Consider the following 18,246-nt stretch of genomic DNA (forward strand, 5'->3'; position numbering starts at 1 on the left):
TTTTGCTTTCGTATTTCTAAAAAGTTTAACTTTATTCTTTAATTATTTTTGCATATGTGTGGAATCGTAGCTTATGTTGGGCAGCAGGAAGCGTTGCCAATTATCATCAAAGGACTCAAGAGACTTGAATATCGAGGTTATGACAGTGCAGGTGTAGCACTTATCGATAAGAGAGGTCTTAATGTCTACAAGAAAAAAGGGAAAGTATCTGAATTAGAAAATCACCTTCTTGGTCAAGGAGACCTTCATTCGACGATAGGAATTGGGCATACTCGTTGGGCAACCCATGGTGAACCTAACGATGTCAATGCACACCCCCACTACTCTTCAAGCGAAAAATTTGCGATGATTCACAACGGAATCATTGAGAATTATGATGTTTTAAAGACAGACTTGAAAAACCGTGGCTATACCTTTCAGAGTGAAACCGACTCTGAAGTTTTCATGAAGTTTATCGAGGATATTCACAAAAACAACAATTGTAGCCTTGAAGAAGCAGTAAGGCTAGCTCTGCATAAAGTAGTAGGTGCATATGCGATTGTCATCATGAATATCGAAGAACCTGATACCTTGATAGCGGCTAGAAAAGGCTCTCCTTTGGTAATAGGTGTTGGTAAAAATGAATATTTCCTTGCATCTGATGCAACCCCAATTATAGAATATACCAATCAAGTAATTTATTTGGATGATTATGAAATTGCAGTCATCCGAGATGGCTCTCTTCAGATCAAAACCATCGAAAATGTAGAGACCAACCCCTACATCAATCAGCTCGAAATGGAGCTTGAAGCAATAGAAAAAGGTGGTTACGAGCATTTTATGCTCAAGGAAATTTTTGAGCAACCGAGGTCTATTGCAGATTGTATGCGAGGAAGACTAGATGCCAAAAATGGTCGCTTAGTCTTGGGTGGTCTCAGGGATTATATGAACAAGTTTCAAAATGCGGACAGGATTATCATCACAGCTTGTGGTACTTCTTGGCATGCGGGCTTGGTTGCAGAATATTTATTTGAAGAATTTGCTCGTATTCCTGTAGAAGTAGAATATGCTTCTGAGTTCAGGTATAGAAATCCAGTCATCAGCGAAAAAGACTTTGTTATTGCTATTTCTCAGTCTGGTGAGACTGCTGATACGCTTGCAGCGATTGAGTTGGCCAAATCCAAAGGAGCGACTATTTTTGGTGTGTGTAATGTAGTAGGTTCATCTATTGCTAGAGCCACTCATGCGGGAAGCTATACCCATGCAGGACCAGAGATTGGAGTAGCTTCTACCAAAGCATTTACAGCTCAGATTTCTGTGTTGACTATGATGGCTTTGATGTTGGGTTACCAAAGAGGGACATTGACTGAAAGCAAATACGTGCAATTGCTCAATGAACTAGAAACCATCCCAGGTAAAGTAGAGCGTACGCTTAAGATGAACCCAAATATTGAGGCCATCTCTGCTGAGTATAAAAACGCTAGAAACTTCCTCTATTTAGGTAGAGGTTATAATTTCCCAGTCGCGCTAGAGGGAGCATTGAAGTTGAAGGAAATTTCATATATCCATGCAGAGGGATATCCGGCAGCTGAGATGAAGCATGGTCCTATTGCCTTGATTGATGAGGAGATGCCAGTAGTTTTCATAGCTACAAAGGATAACTCTTACGAAAAGGTAGTTTCAAATATTCAAGAGGTAAAGGCTAGAAAAGGAAAAATCATTGCTGTAGTCACAGAAGGAGATACGGTCGTAAGAGGTATGGCAGACCATGTCTTAGAAGTACCAGATACAGCTGAGGCATTCGTGCCTTTACTTTCAGTAATACCTTTACAAATTCTATCTTATCACATCGCAGTCATGAGAGGGTGTAATGTGGATCAGCCAAGGAATTTGGCTAAGTCGGTTACGGTGGAGTAATAAAACAAGAAACCCAGCTTTTAAGCTGGGTTTCTTGTTTTATTATTAAGCAATCTTTAATTTCAATTCACCGTTTCTCTTGATAATTTTTAGGGCAAAATACTGATTGATAAAAGCTTTGCATTGATTTTCAGACCACTCTGCTCGAGAGTCTGTGTCGAAAAGGATGGTCATTCTCAACATGGTCTTTACAAATTGCTCGTGTTGCCCCAACTCTCTTAACCAATGAGTCAACTGTTTATACCAGTCTTCTTGGAATTTATCAAAATGGCTTCGTCCATCAAAAAGTAATTCAAGTTGATTATCTCCATACTTAAATCTATACACACCACAGAGTTGGTGATAGATGATTTTCAGACGGTCTGTAGGATATTCATATGCATCAATGATCTGATTAAAAGTATTGTCCATCAGCATCAATGGATTGTAAAGTGCTGTGTAGGATTTTTTTAACTCGTATACCATCAGCTCCAAAGACTTTTCTTCCATGGCAGTTTGAGCTTGCCGCAGGATATAATTTTTGTCTAAAGGAAAGAGTTTCTGAATCATTGTCAATTAAATATTTTGCAAAATACGTCATTTAAAGAGATAATTAAAACAAAAGGCTTGAATTGTTAGGAACTAGAAATTAAGCTAACTTTAATTTATAGACAAATCAATCAACAAGGAATTGGAAACAAGATACCTCAATGGCTATTTGGGTTTTTGTATTGATTACCCCCATTGCTTCAATTGTCCATCTCGAAGAGATTCATTGGCCATTGCGATTGCGATTGCGGTTTGTCCACCATTAATGATATTTGAGTAGGGAATAACTTGCTCCTCTATGCATCGATAGAAATCAGTCAGTGCATAATAGCTACCATCTTTTAGGGGTTCGTCGATTAGCCTAATTGCCTTTTTGTCTTCGATCCAATTGAGTTTGGTTGCTCCAGAGACTCCATCTACCTGTAGCAATTCTTCTATGTGGTTTTCTTCTGGATAGAAGTAGCCATCATTAAAGAAAAGAGAAATGGTGCCTTTATGTCCCCTAATTTTAAAGACATATCCTTCATGTGCATTGCTACAAGTAGCACCAAAGTTGCCGATCATACCTGCATCTTCATACCTGGCCAGAATTTGCACATTATCGTGTGTTTCTCTACCATCTTTGAAATAATCAATCCCTCCTGTTGCGAAGAGACTATCTGGCTGTGTCTCAAATGCCCAATTGATAAAATCAATCTGATGAGACAATAATTCTGCTGCTAGGCCACCGGAGTATTCATGATACATTCTCCAGTTTATCATCCTTTCAAGCTCTGGACTTGGTACATGTCTCCTCCAGCTATTGTTTCTATCCCAACGAACTTCTACTTGAGTGACTTTCCCTAAATACCCCGCTTGGATGTAGTCTTTTACCTTGAAGTATAGAGGGGAATAGCGATACTGATGACCTATTTGTATGGTTTGCTTAGGATAGTTTGAGGCAATTTTCTGTAGCTCAATGGACTCTTGTGCTGTGTGAGTCATGGCTTTTTCTAGATAGATATGCTTGCCATTTTCTATTGCTGTTTTAGCATGTTCAAAATGCATGGACAAAGGTGTACAGATAAAAATAATATCTAGATTTTTGTCCTCAGCCATCTGCCGATGGTCTTTGTATTGTTTAATTTTGGAAGGATCTCCATAATTTTTTAATGCTGCAATCCGAAAGTCAAGTGTATCGCAGACCGCTTTTACTTGAAAGTATTCAGGCAGATTGTTAATTACTGCATGCAGCCCTGTTCCACGGCTTCCATAACCCAAGATCCCTACTTTATATGTTTTTTTAATTGCATGATGAATGGCAAATGAAGGGATTGTACTTGCCAAACTGACCATTGTGCTTGTTTTGATAAAATCTCTTCTTCTCAAAGCTTAATTTTTTAACCGTTCTAAAGTAATGATTTTCAATCCCCGATCCAATTTTGATAGATGGTGTGGTGGTTTAAACCTGTTAAAAAAAGCGCTGATAGTTGGTTCAGCGCTTTATGGTGATTTAAAACTTAGGTTCCCAACCCGGTTCATAACTTCTAGACCAGAGTTCCATACCTTTTCTATTGTAAATATGTCCATTTAAAGGATTACAATCGAAGTTCTCGCCAATTCTGGAAGAGATATTTGCTAAATGACACAGCAGTGTACTTTTTCTGCCCTCACCTATTGGAGATCTAGGAACTTCTTTTCCTCTGATTGCTTCGAGAAAGTTGACTACATGTGAGGTACTCATATCTCCACCACCACCAAGCCCTGTACCTCCCTCGTCACCACCTGATTTGACCTCGCGAATCAGTTTCCCATCTCGGTCAAATAATCTATACAGTTCTCTATCTACAAATACAGCTCCTTCAGTACCATAGATGACTGTGCCTCTTCCCCCACCGTACATGTCATAGTTGTTCCTACTTTTCCCATCCCAAATGATTGTCTTGTCCCTATCAAATTTGAAGGTAGCTAGCATCGTGTCGTACATCTCCCAACCATCATCTTTAAAATGATATTTTCCTGCATCTACGGCCACATGATTTGGAAATTCTACTTGCAATGCCCACCTAGCAACATCCAATTCATGGGTGGCATTGTTGCCTGTTTCTGCTGTTCCAAAATCCCATCCATACCAATGCCAGTTGTAATCCCATGTATTGTGCATGTAGGCTTTCCTCGGAGAAGGGCCTTGAAACAAATCCCAGTCAAGTCCCTCTGGCACAGCTGCTGCACTTGGATTAGGAACCCTACCCCTTGCCATATTATAAAATGCTTTTGCCATATATGGCTTACCAATAGCTCCATTGTGGATTTCTTGTATAATTTCTATTGTGTGGTCTGATGAGCGTTGCTGATTGCCCATTTGGACTATTTTACCATATTTTTCTTGATAAGCTACGAGTAACTCACCCTCCTTGGCATTGTGGCTACATGGTTTTTCTACATAGACGTGCTTGCCTGCTTCCAAGGCCATCCAAGTACCTGGTGCATGCCAATGATCAGGTGTAGCATTGATGACCGCATCCACGGATTCATCCTCAATTACTTTAAAAATAGAATTTTCTAGCTTGGGAGTATATGATAAAAACTCATTAAATTTTTTGCCAGCATTCTCTCTCTGAGATTTCATGACATCACAGAGGTATGATACCTGCACATTTGTACCAGTATTGGTCAGTGCTGGGATAAATGCTCCGAGCCTTCTCCCAAGACCAATGACACCAATGTTGATTCTATCATTTGCTCCTAGAATTTTGCCATAACTTTTGGCAGAAAAGCCTAGTGCTCCTAATGAACTGATTCCAGCACTTAGTAAAGTTCCTTTTTTGATAAAATCCCTTCTGGATTGGTTTTGCTTATCCATACTTATTTTGGGTTAGTTTAATTCTTTGATTTTGATGTTTTTGAATTTAACTTCATCTCCATGGTCTTGCAACAAAATATGCCCTTCTGGGGCTTCTCCGAAATTTTCCCAGACCTTGTATTTACTTTCACTTACCAATTTTCTGAAATCTTCAGAACCTCGCACATACTCCAAGACTTTGACGCCATTAATAAAATGTTCTACTTTATTGTCTGGATGAACGATGACCCTGCCTTGATTCCACTCTCCTGGCTTTCTTACAAATCGAGGCTGTTTGTCGGCAGTTTTAAGATCGTAGAGTGAAGCCAAAGTCCGATTACCATCTCGTCCCATTTTGGCATCAGGATGTCTTTCATCATCTAAAATTTGGTATTCTAGTCCAATAGCTGATCCTGTGTTTCCTTCTGATAAGGTGACAAAATACTTAACTCCACTATTGGCACCTTCTGATATATTGAAATCAAATGATAAGTCAAAGGAACGGTACTTGTCTACGGTGACAATATCCCCAAAACTCATAGATTCCGAACCATCAGAAGCCTCCACCATCAATATGCCGTCCTTAATATGCCATCCTTTTTCTGGAAATGTTTCTTTGTAAGCACCAACCCACCCAGCCGAGCTTTTGCCGTCGAATAGAAGTTTCCAACCATTTTGTTGTTCAAGATCAGTCAATTGATTCAATCCAGTATTAACCACGAACACGTCACCATTAAAAGGAGTAGACGTCAAATCTTCAGTTTGAATGCGGATATTTCTGAAATGGGTTTTTTCCCCTTCAAAATTTGGGTCATTGATTGAGTGTACTTGCAAGCCAATGAAGCCTTTGCTGTCCATATCATCAACAACATAGGCCACTTCCTGCCCATTGATCCATGATTTGATTTCATTGCCAATAGCTTCAATTCGATAAGTATTCCATTCACCCATTTTGAAGGCTGATTTTGCAGGAGGATTTAAATCCATAGGATAGATCCAGCCCCTTCTTGCTTCGTCATAAAGTCCCCCCGACCAAGCCCTATCCGTAGGATCAGCTTCGATTTGGTAGCCATAGACTAATCCGTTTCCATTGCGAGCTGCTGGATCAAATTGTCCCCTCACCATAGCTCCTGAGTTGGATGAAATATGATTGATCTTCAAATCAAACTCTAAAATAAAATCATCATAGAGCTCTTCCGTGATCAAAAAAGTGTTTGGTGTGCCAAATTTAGCTATGCCTATAATTTCGCCATTTTCAATTTCAAAATCTGCTGCTCCCATCACTGCTTTCCAGCCATTCAGTGACTCTCCATCGAAGAGATTTATCCACTTTTCTTCGATCTTATCACTGGAATGGCATGATATCATTGAAACAGATAGCCCTAAACATAGATAGCATAGGTATAGGTTAATAGAATTCATGGTGTTTAGATTAATTGTTAACAATACAATATTGTAATACTATTTTATAAAACGGAACAAATGCACTGCAATTAACGAAATCGATTCCGTTAATTTTATTCTTGAATAATATCATCAGGACTAGACTCCAGCATAGGCAGTAAACCCCCCATCTACTGGCACGATTACTCCTGTGACGAAGGAGGATTCATCATCCAGCAACCAAGCCAAAGTGGATAACAAATCCTCTGGTTCGCCAAATCTTCCCATTGGTGTTTGATCGATGATTTGTTGTCCACGTGGCGTCAAAGTTCCGTCTGTATTTGTCAGTAGGGCCCTATTTTGATCGGCTAAAAAGAAGCCAGGAGCAATGGCATTTACTCTAATTCCCATTTTAGCAAAATGTACTGCAAGCCAAAGTGTGAAGTTGGAAACCGCAGCTTTGGCTCCACTGTAGGCAGGCACCTTTGTCAATGGCTTGAAGGCAGAAAGTGAAGAGATGTTGATGATAGAGCAGCCCTTTCTCCCTACCATATCCTGAGCAAATACTTGAGAAGGGATCAAAGTACCCAAGAGATTCAGTTCAAAGACAAATTGAAAACCTGCGGGATCTAGATCAAAAAATGATTTGATAGCATCGTTGTTGATGTCCTTTTCTTTCATAAAAGGCCTGTCTGTAGTTCCATTTGGGTGATTACCACCAGCGCCATTTATCAAAATATCACAAGGGCCCCAATTCGCTAAAATTTGCTGATGAACCGTTTCTATGGATTTCTTATCTAATACATTTGCACCAAAGCCTAGCATTTCTCCATTAGGCGCTTCTATTGTGCTGATAAAGGCATCTGCTTCTTCTTTAATTAGCCCTAGTATGGCTACTTTTGCACCATTTTGCACCATGGTTTTTGCCATTGCACCACATAATACACCATAGCCACCCGTGATTACAACTACTTTTCCTGATATTTGCTGCATATCATTTTGGATTTTTTATTGATCAAATCTCTTCAATAAAAATATCCTTTGGCAGCAATTAGCAGGTTATCTTCGCAATCGTTTCCAGTTATTGAGAACTTTCTCTCGCAGTAAAGACAGATGGGATGATTATTTTTTTGTCTAAGGAAAAATCGGTTTTCTTGTCTTTGAGCCCTTTTATCAATTCTGTGGCACAAGCACTACCAAGGTCAAAGGCGGGTTGTGCAATGGTGCTCAAAGGAGGATTCAAAAGGTCAGCTACTTGCATATTAGTAAAGCTGACGATTTTCACTTGATTTGGAACTTTAATTTTGGTTTTGGCCAAAGCCCTGTAAGCTGAAAGTCCGAGTTTTTCTGCAGCTGCTAATACACCGTCTGGTCTATCTAGTTTATAAAAGAGTTTTTCTAGGATGGCTTGGTTCTGTACATCGTCATGCCCAAACTCTAAAAAAGAGGAGCTGCTAAGTGGAATTTCTAGCTCTTCATGTGCCTGAATAAATCCTTTTTTTCTCGCCATTCCCACACTACTTGTATTAGATAGTCCTAAGAAAACAGTCTTTTTGCAGCCTTTCTCAAGTAAATGTTTGGTACCAATGTAAGCCGCTTCTTGGTCATTGGTGACGTATTTGCTACCCATTACATTTTGAGCAATTCGATCAAAAAAAATGATAGGGATATTTCTCTCTTGTAACCATTTCAAGTGTTCGACTTCTTTTTCCTCGTCTGCAAGTGACATGACTACTGCATCTACTTTTCCTCCCAAAAGCCCATAGACAATCTTTTTCTCTTGGGCTACATCTTCATAAGAATTATACACAATGAGACTGTAACCATTGGCTCTGCAGACTGTCTCCATACCTTCTATGACAAGATTGAAAAAATGATTGACCCTGTCCGGAACGATGATCCCTATGGTCTTGCTTTTTTGTTCTCTCAATCCTCTTGCATAGGCATTGGGTTGAAAGTTTAAAGCTTTAGCTAACTCAACGACTCTTTTCTTTGTCTTGTCGCTGATTTCATGGCTATCATTGAGTGCTCGTGAGACAGTAGACGTGGCAAGGTTTAGCTGTTTTGCCAAGTGTTTGATCGTGATTTCGGACATAATTGAGCGTGTATCATATAGGTAAGTAAGATTATAAATATGCATAAAAAATCGGAAACGATTGCACATTAATGCGTTCAAAAGGGTTACAATGACCATTTCATTATCTACTTTAGTTCAAAATTTATTAGCAACCGAAATGAGTCAAACCTACTCTATGAAACAAACCATGCGCTGGTATGGTCCCAATGATCCTGTGAGTCTACAAGACATAAGGCAAGCTGGTGCAAGTGGAATAGTGACAGCACTGCATCACATTCCTAATGGCCATATATGGACATCTGAAGAAATCGAATCACGAAAAAAAAAAATCAAAGATGCAAATTTGGTTTGGGAAGTAGTAGAATCAGTACCTGTACATGAAGAGATCAAAACCAGATCTGGAAGATATCAGCAGCATATTGAAAACTACAAGCTGTCTTTAATCAATATTGCCAAATCAGGTATAAAGACAGTTTGCTATAATTTTATGCCCATTCTAGACTGGACTAGGACTGATTTGGCCTATGAATTACCAAATGGGTCGAAGGCTTTACGGTTTGAAATGGATGCAGTGATTGCTTTTGACTTGTTCATCCTGAAGAGGCCTGGAGCAGAGGATTCTTATTCAACAGAAAGGATTACTCGTGCCAAAGCATATTTTGATCAACTCAGGTCTGATCAAGTTGAGCAGTTGGTTAGCAATGTCATCAAAGGTCTTCCAGGCTCAGAAGAAGGCTACAGCTTGACTCAATTTCAGCAGGCTTTGGATACCTATCAAGGAATTGACCATACAAGATTAGCGAGTAATTTAGACTACTTTTTAAGTGAAATCACGCCAGTGGCTGAAGCAAATGGCATTTCATTGGCAATTCATCCAGATGACCCACCTTTTGATATATTTGGATTGCCCAGAGTCGTGAGCAATGCCAGCGATGTTAGGAGAATTTTTACAAATAACCCCAGCAATAACAATGGTTTGACTTTTTGTACAGGTTCCTTTGGTGTCATCGAAAGCAATGATTTACCTGCTATGGTTAGAGAGTTTGGCGGACGAATCCACTTCATTCACCTGAGAAGTACAAGGCGGAATGAAAAGGGGGATTTCTATGAAGCAGACCACTTGGATGGAGATGTTCCAATGCCAGCAGTTATCGAAGAAATTTTGAAGTGGCAAAAAAAGCGACAAAAATCCATTCCAATGCGACCTGATCATGGACATCAAATGTTAGATGATCTAAAGAAGCTGACGAACCCAGGTTATTCTGGTATTGGTAGATTGAAGGGACTTGCAGAATTGAGAGGGCTAGAATTAGGTCTTATTTGGAAAGGTATTTGACAAATTTTGAGGAGTTATTGTGAGATTTCCCTCATCACTTCTCCTATCAAATCCATCTCGTATCCTCTAGATATCAAGTATTGTTGTACTTTATATCGCCTTTTGAACGTGTCTTTTTCTTTGGATTGAAGCCATTTTTTTTCGGCGATATAGAGGAGTGTTTTGAAGTATTCCTCTTCATCTATTTCTTTCATGCCAGACTTGATACAGTTGGGGCTGATATTTCGGAGTTTTAGCTCTTGTAGGATTTTATTTCTACCCCATTTTTTGAGTCCAAATCGTCCTCTTACAAAAGATTGTGCAAAGCGTTCCTCATTCAAAAAATTCTCACTTATCATCTCTGATATCAAGGCTTCTGCCTCCTCGCCATAGATTCCCTTCTCGTAGAGTTTGGTCCTGACCTCTTTTTGACAGCGATCTTGATAGGCACAATAGGCCGCTATTTTTACTTTTGCCTCGTGGAGGCTCCAGTACTTTTTGGGCTGATCGTGACCATATTCTTTTCTAGGGTAGGACATTTTGTGTAATTTTAGGGCAAAGTAACGGCATTCGTTATTTTTTTCAAATCTATAAACCTAACCATTGAATACCATGCGTAAGAAAATCGTAGCAGGAAACTGGAAGATGAATCTCAATTATGAGGAAGGGCAAAAGCTCACCTCCGAGATCGTCAATATGTATAAGGATGAAAACATCAAAGATGTAACAGTGGTGCTCAACCCTCCTTTTGTGCACCTCTTCCCTGTAAAGAAATTGATTGGAAATACTCCAAATTTATTTTTGGGAAGTCAAAACTGCTCTGACAAAGCTGCCGGAGCGTATACTGGAGAGACTTCTGCCTCTATGCTGAAATCATTTGGAGCGGAATATGTGATTCTAGGCCACAGCGAAAGAAGAGAATATTTCAAAGAAAGTAATGAATTATTAACAGCCAAAGTAAGACAAGCTTTGGATAATGGTTTGACACCAATATTTTGTTGCGGAGAGCCTTTGGAGATCCGTGAGGCTGGTACCCATGAAGCTTATGTTAAAAATCAATTGACAGAAAGCTTATTCGGGCTAAGCGCAGAGGATTTTGCAAAAATAGTAATTGCCTACGAGCCGATATGGGCGATTGGAACTGGAAAGACAGCTTCTTCTGATCAAGCACAGGAAATGCACAAGGCGCTAAGAGAGCATTTGGCTAGTAAATTTGGTCAGGAAGCAGCAAACAATACTTCGATCTTATATGGAGGCAGCTGTAACCCAGGCAATGCTAAGGAGATCTTTTCTAAAGTTGATGTGGATGGAGGGCTGATTGGAGGAGCATCGCTGAAGTCCAGAGACTTTATGGATATCATCAAGTCATTTTAAATAAGTAAAGCCCTTTGGTATTCAAAAATCAAATACCAAAGGGCTTTACTTATTTTCTTGAAGAGTTATTCGATGCTTGCTCTTACTTGCATTTCGATGGGTGATAAAAACGATACTTTTTGCTTCCCAGTAATTTCAAACCTACTAATTAATCCCGTGTTGACATCTACAGTGAGCCAACCGTTTGTATTGGATTCATAAAAGGTGTTTGATCCTGACATCTTGAAGCTGATCCGATAAGGATCACCGTTTTGATTCAATTCTATTTTCAAAAACTTGAGCTTACTTTTTTCTCCTTTTTTTAAGGTATAGCTCAAAGTATTAGCATCTTCAAAAACGTCAAAAGCAGAGGCTAAGGAAGGGCGGTTGATGTCAGCCTGAATAAAGAAATCTAGTTCTTGCAGCCAATTATCTTTGTCAGGACTTAGGTTTACAGTTTCTTTGGTTTCATCAATTTGAATTTCTTTGTGAAGTGTTTTTCCTTCAAGCTCGGAAGCTTGTTTTTGCACAAATTCTTCCAATAGAAAATAGGGAGGAACGAAATCCCCCCTATCTGATATTTCTGACTGACAGGATAGTAATGTCAGTACAGCAAGTGTCCATACCAAGTGTTTATTTATCATCATTTTAAAAGGACATCTCCTGTCATTTCTGAAGGAATACCCACTCCTATCAGTTTAAGTATTGTTGGTGCGAGGTCTCCAAGTTTTCCATCATTAACTTCTAACTTATCTTTACCATCTACCATAATGCATGGGACTAGGTTAGTTGTATGTGCTGTGTTAGGAGTACCATCTTCATTGATCATCATGTCAGAATTGCCATGATCAGCAATAACGATAGTGGTATATCCGCTATCTAAAGCTTGTTTGATTACATCCTCGGCACATTTATCTACTGCCTCACAAGCTTTGACAGCTGCTTCAAATACTCCAGTATGCCCAACCATATCTGGATTAGCAAAGTTTAGACAAATGAAGTCGACTTCCTTCTTCTTAAGCTCAGGCTTGATCTTGTTGGCTATTTCAAAAGCGCTCATTTCAGGTTTGAGGTCATAAGTGGCTACTTTTGGAGAAGGACAAAGAATCCTACTTTCGCCCTCAAAAACCTTTTCTCTTCCTCCAGAGAAAAAGAAAGTTACGTGGGGATATTTTTCAGTTTCTGCAATTCTGATTTGCTTTTTACCAGCGGCTGCTAATACCTCGCCCAAGGTGTTTTGTAGGTTATCTTTTTCAAAGAGCACCTTTACTCCTTTGAAAGTCTCGTCATAGTTGGTGAAGGTAATATAGTTCAGCTTGAGGGCTTTCATTTTATATTCTTCAAAATCTCGTTGCGTAAGCACTTGCGTGATTTCTCTGCCTCTATCTGTTCTGAAATTGAAGCAAATCACCACATCTTCTTCTTCAATGAGGGCAACAGCTTGTCCTTTATCATTTGCTTTTATTATCGGCCTGATGAACTCATCAGTTACACCGTTTTCATAGGATTTTTTGATAGTTGCTAAGATATCTTTGGATTTTTCGCCCTCACCCAAGACCATGGCATCATAAGCTAGTTTCACACGTTCCCAGCGGTTGTCTCTGTCCATGGCGTAATACCTTCCGACTACAGAGGCAATCTCGCCTGTTGAGTTTTTCAAGTGCTCCTGCAAGTCTTGCAAGTATTGATATCCACCTTTGGGGTCAGTATCTCTTCCATCTGTAAAAGCATGGATGTAGGCTTTATCTAAACCGTTGGCTTTTGCAGCATCACAAAGCCCCTTGAGGTGGTCGATATGTGCATGAACTCCACCATCAGAAACCAAACCAATGAAGTGAACTTTTTTTCCCTCATTTCTGGCATAGTCAAATGCTTCACTCAAGATTGGGTTCGTTTTTAAATCCCCCTCAGCAACGGCTTTGTTGATTTTAACTAAATCTTGATAGACCACTCTTCCAGCACCTATATTCATATGTCCCACTTCAGAATTCCCCATCTGACCTTCTGGTAGACCCACTGCTAAGCCAGAGGCCTCAAGTTTGGAGTGTGGATAATTTTCAAAAAGCCCATCTATAAATGGTGTGTTTGCCTTATCAATCGCAGATACATTGGGGTTGGTTGCAATGCCCCAACCATCCAAAATCATCAATAGTACTTTCTTGTTCATGTCGCAAATATAGGTTTTTCTAATAGGTTTCTTTTTCAATTCCAAAGTGTAAAAATGAGGATTCTTGTTCGGCAAGCCAAAGGAGTAACAGCTTATTTTTATTTCTTCATTTTAATTTCATAATTATTACAAGATTGATTTAACAGATTTAAAGAGATTGCGCCTAAAGGCTGGTATTTATTGCACAAGGGTTCATCTTTGGCGTAAAATTTGTTTTTTTCGGATTATGTTTAAATTATTGCCTTTTTTCTGCTCTGTATTAATGATATTCTCGTTTGTCGAGATCATGCATGATCAAAATAACGAGATCATTATGACTACTTTCAAAACGGGCTCTAGTCGAGAGATAGCTAGGTATTTAGAGCAAGGAGTCGAACTCAATATTAACGGAAATCAGGGTGAGTTTTCGAAAAATCAAGCGGAATTGGTATTAAGAGATTTTTTCAAAAAGTATCCACCAGAGAACTTTGAAATTGTACATGAAAGTAATTCAGGAGAACAAATCAAAAATTATATTGGGACTTACACCTCAATGGGGGACCCTTACAGGATTTTTATAAAAGGAAGACTGATTAGAGACGAGATGCGCATTTACAGCATTGAGATCATGAAATATTGATTTATAATTCCAGCTTAGACTTTTTTGCTAATTTTGTGCTGTGAAAAACTTACCATATTTAACCGAGTCGAGCATTCGACAATTTATTGAAAGAGCACTTTTAGAGGATGTAGGTCCTGGTGATTATTCTTCATTGGCGTCTATACCGAATGATAGAAAAGGGCAAGCTCAACTTTTGATCAAAGAGGATGGGATTATTGCTGGATTGCAGTTAGCTGAAAAAATTTTCAAGCAATTTGACTCGACCTTGGAAGTAAACTTACTTTTGGAGGACGGCGATGCCGTCAAGTCTGGAGATGTAGGTTTGACGGTCAAAGGCAAAGCATCTTCGATTTTGACTACAGAGAGACTTATTCTCAATTGCATGCAGCGTATGAGTGGAATTGCTACTAAGACCAATCAACTGGCCCAATTGATTGCGCATACCAAAGCCAAATTGATGGATACAAGAAAGACTACACCAAATTTCCGAATGATGGAAAAATGGGCCGTGGTTCTTGGGGGAGGCCTCAATCACCGATATGCACTGTATGACATGGTGATGTTGAAAGACAATCATATTGATTTTGCTGGTGGTATAGAAAAGGCTATCCATGCCACTAAGCAATACCTCAGGGATAATAGGCTTCATTTGAAAATTGAAGTAGAAACAAGGACCTTGGAAGAGGTGGAGGAAGTCCTTCGAGTAGGTGGTATTGACTATATCATGCTCGACAATATGGACTATGATACCATGCGCAAAGCAGTCAACTTGGTGGATGGTAGATTCCCGCTTGAAGCTTCCGGAGGAATCACAGAACTCACACTCAAGGATGTGGCTGAATGTGGTGTTGATTATATTTCAGTAGGTGCACTTACCCATCAGGTGAAAAGTTTAGATATTAGTCTAAAAGCTATTTAAAATATATGTATATCCTCTTTCGCACCAGTAACCACATTTTATTACGCACACACCTTAAATTCAGATGTTGTCGACTGTCGACCGTCGTCCGTTGACGATTATCCGCTTGATCCTTTCGTTTTATTGAATTACTGGTGTCATTGCTGATAATCATATTAAAATAAATAAAAAGGGGCTAAACCAACAGTGAAGCCCCTTTTTTGTATCATATGGCTGAGGAATTATTTAATCCTTTGTGGCAAAATCAGGATAAGCACGCATGCTGTGTTCGTTGATATCTAGCCCTTCTGTCTCTTCCCTTTCGTCTACTCTGATACCAATCGTACGCTTCATGCTGAAAAAGAGCAACCAGCTAGTCACAAAACAGAAAGCTCCTACGACGGTGATTCCCAATAACTGAGACCAAACTTGACTTAAACTTGCCAGGTCTCCAAACAAGCCTACGGCGAGTGTACCCCAAATTCCACCGACTAGGTGAACAGATATGGCACCTACCGGATCATCAATTTTTACTCTATCGAAAAAGACTACCGCAAAGACTACCAAGGTGCCTCCAATAAAGCCGATAATAGCAGACTCGCCCACACTCATTAGATCAGCTCCAGCTGTGATGCCGACCAATCCAGCCAAAATTCCATTCAGAACCATGGTGATATCATAGGATTTGAATTTCAAGTAAGATGCCATCAATGCTCCAAAAGCACCACTTGCACCTGCAATAGCCGTAGTCACAAACACCAATGAGACAGATCCTGGGTCAGCTGTTAAGACTGAACCACCATTAAAGCCAAACCAACCAAACCAAAGCAGAAATACACCAACTGTCGCCAAAGGAATATTATGACCAGGAATGGCACTCATGCCTTTTTCCGTATACTTCCCGATTCTAGGACCCAATAAATAAGCACCAACAAGAGCTCCCCACCCTCCTACAGAGTGAACAATTGTAGAGCCCGCAAAATCATAAAATGGAGTGGCAAGCGTATCTAAAAAGCCTCCTCCCCACTTCCACATACCAACTATTGGGTAAACAATCCCAACGTACATAATGGAAAAGAAAATAAATGGACCTAACTTAATTCGCTCCGCTACCGCGCCTGACACGATGGTCGCTGCTGTAGCTGCAAACATAGCTTGAAAGATAAAATCAGTAAAAAAAGTATATCCTTCATTATATGCAAAAGTATTGCCTCCCTCAGGAAGTGATATCCCAAGACCTCCTAAACCAAAGAAACTTCCAATGAAGTCATCCCCTGGATACATTAGATTGAAGCCTATAAAAGCATAAGTCAACAAACCAATGGCTGGTATGATGGTGTTTTTAAACAAAATATTGACAGTATTTTTGGCGCGAGTAAGACCGGCCTCCAAGCTTGCAAAACCTAGGTGCATGATAAAGACCAAAATGGTGGCCACCATCATCCATAGGTTATTAATGGTAAACATTTCTTGATTCATAGGTTTGTAAAGGTTTTTGAGTGAAATAGGTAATTCGATTGGTGATTATAATGCGGCTTCTCCAGTGTCTTGGTTTCTGATTCTGTAAGCCTCTTGGATTTCGGATACGAAGATTTTCCCGTCTCCTACTTCTCCAGTTTTACCTTCTGTTAGGATACAGTTGATCACTGGCTCTACCAAGTCTTCGGTTGTCACGATTTCTATTTTGGTTCTGGGAATATAGGATGGCTCAAAAGCCACCCCTCTGTAGGTCTGAGGACGTGCATGTTCTAAACCCATTCCTTTGACATCATAAAAGGAGAGAAATTTCACCCCCAAGCCAGCTACACATTTGTAGATGTCTTCAAATTTCGATGTTCTAATGATTGCTTCTATTTTTTTCATTTTAGTCAATGAATTAGTGGTTTTGTTGAATTTATGCTTCAAATCTAAAAGAAATTGTGTTAAAAAAATAATAATGGTTAATTTTTGAACCTGTTTTTATCAAAAACAATATATAAATCCAATTAATAGGGTAAAAAATTAGCATTATTTTCTTTATATGATGATAAGTAATTGAGTTTGGGTTATAATTTAAACTCAAATATTAGAATGAAGCAATGAAAATTGGAAAGTTGATTTGAGTAACAGGCATGGGAAAGTGATGATTTTTTGAGTTTTACCTTTGTCTAAAAAATGAAAGGACTAAATTTGGAACTGTGGAATCAAAATCAATATTTTCAAATATGCAAAACAAACCAACACTTTTGGTCTTGGCTGCCGGAATGGGCAGTAGATATGGAGGCAATAAGCAAGTAGATGGCTTTGGTCCTCATGGAGAAACAATCCTGGAGTATTCTATATATGATGCCATTCGGGCTGGGTTCGGAAAGGTGGTTTTCATTGTTAGGCAAGAAATCCTAGAACTAGCTAAGGAAAAGTTTCTACCTAAAATCGAAGGAAAGATCGAAGTAGACTTTGTCTTGCAGTCGATTACATCACATGTTCCGACGAAGTTTCAAAATCCAGATCGAGCCAAGCCATACGGAACAGCCCATGCCGTGCTTTGTGCAAAGGACGCTGTCAAGGAACCCTTTGCGGTGATCAATGCGGATGATTTTTATGGAAAGGAGGCATTTGAAGTGATAGGGAAGTTCTTATCAAATGGTGTACAGCCAAATCTCCATGCTATGGTTGGATATGCCATTCAGAATGTCTTATCTGATAATGGTACAGTAAGCCGAGGAGTATGTGAAATGAATGCCTCCAATCAATTGATTGGAATGATTGAGCGGACATCTATCGCCAAGGAGAATGGAAGAATCATCGCTAAGGGAGATGGTGAAGAAATTGTAATACCAGAAGGAACACCAGTTTCAATGAATTTCTGGGGTTTTCATCCTGCTGTTTTTACTGATATTGAGCAGATGTGGAATGAATTTCTACCAGCCAATAAAGAGAATATCAAATCCGAATTCTTTATTCCTTTGGTAGCCAACAACCTCATCGAATCGGGTAAAGCCGCGGTTGAAGTTTTGGAAGGAGGGAAAACTTGGTTTGGTGTCACTTATACAGAGGACAAACCAGTAGTAATCGATTCTCTCAAAAAATTACATGAATCAGGAGAGTATCCAGAAAACCTATGGAGTAGGTAAAAAGAGAGGCGAATTATTATCACTTGATGATATCAGTTCAAGACTTTTGATCAAACCTGATAATGATTGATATGTAGATATTCTATTGAAACAA

Annotated in this window: 17 protein-coding genes; 6 read left to right on the forward strand and 11 right to left on the reverse strand. The window is 39.4% G+C overall.

Translation table 11 applies throughout. The features are described from left to right. The first annotated feature begins 54 nt into the window (after nucleotides 1–54). Entirely contained in the window at nucleotides 55–1,896 is a 1,842-nt protein-coding gene (gene glmS / locus CHB66_RS10815) for a glutamine--fructose-6-phosphate transaminase (isomerizing) (protein WP_089240775.1), read from the forward strand. Between the two features lie 45 nt (nucleotides 1,897–1,941). Here the strand turns inward: glmS and CHB66_RS10820 are convergent, their stop codons facing one another. The 6 genes from CHB66_RS10820 to CHB66_RS10845 all read right to left on the reverse strand — a co-directional run bounded on the left by CHB66_RS10820 (nucleotide 1,942) and on the right by CHB66_RS10845 (nucleotide 8,723). Next, nucleotides 1,942–2,445, reverse strand: a complete 504-nt coding sequence (locus tag CHB66_RS10820) for a hypothetical protein (RefSeq protein WP_089240778.1) — start codon at nucleotides 2,443–2,445, stop codon at nucleotides 1,942–1,944. Nucleotides 2,446–2,610: 165 nt separating this feature from the next. After that, nucleotides 2,611–3,759 carry a Gfo/Idh/MocA family protein gene (locus CHB66_RS10825; RefSeq protein WP_245812707.1) on the reverse strand — a complete coding sequence of 383 codons (1,149 nt, stop codon included), beginning with the start codon at nucleotides 3,757–3,759 and terminating at the stop codon, nucleotides 2,611–2,613. Nucleotides 3,760–3,916: 157 nt separating this feature from the next. Continuing rightward, nucleotides 3,917–5,266 (reverse strand): Gfo/Idh/MocA family protein, encoded by a 1,350-nt coding sequence (locus CHB66_RS10830; protein WP_089240782.1) that lies wholly within the window; start codon nucleotides 5,264–5,266, stop codon nucleotides 3,917–3,919. A gap of 12 nt (nucleotides 5,267–5,278) precedes the next feature. Then, on the reverse strand, nucleotides 5,279–6,667 hold the full coding sequence (locus tag CHB66_RS10835) for a 3-keto-disaccharide hydrolase (RefSeq protein ID WP_089240784.1): 1,389 nt from the start codon (nucleotides 6,665–6,667) through the stop codon (nucleotides 5,279–5,281). 120 nt (nucleotides 6,668–6,787) lie between these two features. Beyond that, nucleotides 6,788–7,621, reverse strand: a complete 834-nt coding sequence (locus CHB66_RS10840; RefSeq protein WP_089240786.1) for an SDR family oxidoreductase — start codon at nucleotides 7,619–7,621, stop codon at nucleotides 6,788–6,790. An 88-nt stretch (nucleotides 7,622–7,709) separates the two neighbouring features. Further along, nucleotides 7,710–8,723 (reverse strand): LacI family DNA-binding transcriptional regulator, encoded by a 1,014-nt coding sequence (locus tag CHB66_RS10845; RefSeq protein ID WP_170932475.1) that lies wholly within the window; start codon nucleotides 8,721–8,723, stop codon nucleotides 7,710–7,712. A 139-nt stretch (nucleotides 8,724–8,862) separates the two neighbouring features. Here CHB66_RS10845 and uxuA point away from each other — a divergent pair, with 139 nt between their 5' ends. Continuing rightward, entirely contained in the window at nucleotides 8,863–10,041 is a 1,179-nt protein-coding gene (gene uxuA / locus CHB66_RS10850; RefSeq protein WP_245812708.1) for a mannonate dehydratase, read from the forward strand. Nucleotides 10,042–10,055: 14 nt separating this feature from the next. On the opposite strand, the gene CHB66_RS10855 is transcribed toward uxuA, so the two are convergent. Beyond that, nucleotides 10,056–10,559: a regulatory protein RecX gene (locus tag CHB66_RS10855; protein WP_089240790.1), complete on the reverse strand. Its 504-nt coding sequence runs from the start codon at nucleotides 10,557–10,559 to the stop codon at nucleotides 10,056–10,058. A gap of 73 nt (nucleotides 10,560–10,632) precedes the next feature. Here CHB66_RS10855 and tpiA point away from each other — a divergent pair, with 73 nt between their 5' ends. Further along, nucleotides 10,633–11,394, forward strand: coding sequence for a triose-phosphate isomerase (gene tpiA / locus CHB66_RS10860; protein ID WP_089240792.1), 762 nt, complete (start codon nucleotides 10,633–10,635; stop codon nucleotides 11,392–11,394). Between the two features lie 65 nt (nucleotides 11,395–11,459). Here the strand turns inward: tpiA and CHB66_RS10865 are convergent, their stop codons facing one another. Both CHB66_RS10865 and gpmI read right to left on the reverse strand, forming a co-directional pair. Continuing rightward, nucleotides 11,460–12,017, reverse strand: a complete 558-nt coding sequence (locus CHB66_RS10865) for a hypothetical protein (RefSeq protein ID WP_212668457.1) — start codon at nucleotides 12,015–12,017, stop codon at nucleotides 11,460–11,462. After that, nucleotides 12,017–13,540: a 2,3-bisphosphoglycerate-independent phosphoglycerate mutase gene (gpmI, locus tag CHB66_RS10870; protein ID WP_089240796.1), complete on the reverse strand. Its 1,524-nt coding sequence runs from the start codon at nucleotides 13,538–13,540 to the stop codon at nucleotides 12,017–12,019. Before gpmI ends, CHB66_RS10865 begins: the two co-directional genes overlap by 1 nt. A gap of 313 nt (nucleotides 13,541–13,853) precedes the next feature. Between gpmI and CHB66_RS10875 the strand changes: the two genes are divergently transcribed. Beyond that, complete coding sequence (locus CHB66_RS10875) at nucleotides 13,854–14,159, forward strand: DUF4783 domain-containing protein (protein ID WP_245812709.1); 306 nt, start codon at nucleotides 13,854–13,856, stop codon at nucleotides 14,157–14,159. Nucleotides 14,160–14,199: 40 nt separating this feature from the next. After that, nucleotides 14,200–15,060 (forward strand): carboxylating nicotinate-nucleotide diphosphorylase, encoded by an 861-nt coding sequence (gene nadC, locus CHB66_RS10880; RefSeq protein WP_089240798.1) that lies wholly within the window; start codon nucleotides 14,200–14,202, stop codon nucleotides 15,058–15,060. Between the two features lie 225 nt (nucleotides 15,061–15,285). Here nadC and CHB66_RS10885 read toward each other — a convergent pair whose 3' ends face one another. Together CHB66_RS10885 and CHB66_RS10890 are read right to left on the reverse strand one after the other, a co-directional pair. Further along, nucleotides 15,286–16,518: an ammonium transporter gene (locus CHB66_RS10885; RefSeq protein WP_089240800.1), complete on the reverse strand. Its 1,233-nt coding sequence runs from the start codon at nucleotides 16,516–16,518 to the stop codon at nucleotides 15,286–15,288. A gap of 45 nt (nucleotides 16,519–16,563) precedes the next feature. Then, a complete protein-coding gene (locus CHB66_RS10890; protein ID WP_089240868.1) occupies nucleotides 16,564–16,902 on the reverse strand; it encodes a P-II family nitrogen regulator in 339 nt (112 codons plus the stop codon). 341 nt (nucleotides 16,903–17,243) lie between these two features. Here CHB66_RS10890 and CHB66_RS10895 point away from each other — a divergent pair, with 341 nt between their 5' ends. Next, nucleotides 17,244–18,152: a sugar phosphate nucleotidyltransferase gene (locus CHB66_RS10895; RefSeq protein WP_089240802.1), complete on the forward strand. Its 909-nt coding sequence runs from the start codon at nucleotides 17,244–17,246 to the stop codon at nucleotides 18,150–18,152. The last annotated feature ends 94 nt before the right edge of the window (nucleotides 18,153–18,246 follow it).

This window comes from Belliella buryatensis (assembly GCF_900188245.1).
GTDB lineage: Bacteria > Bacteroidota > Bacteroidia > Cytophagales > Cyclobacteriaceae > Belliella > Belliella buryatensis.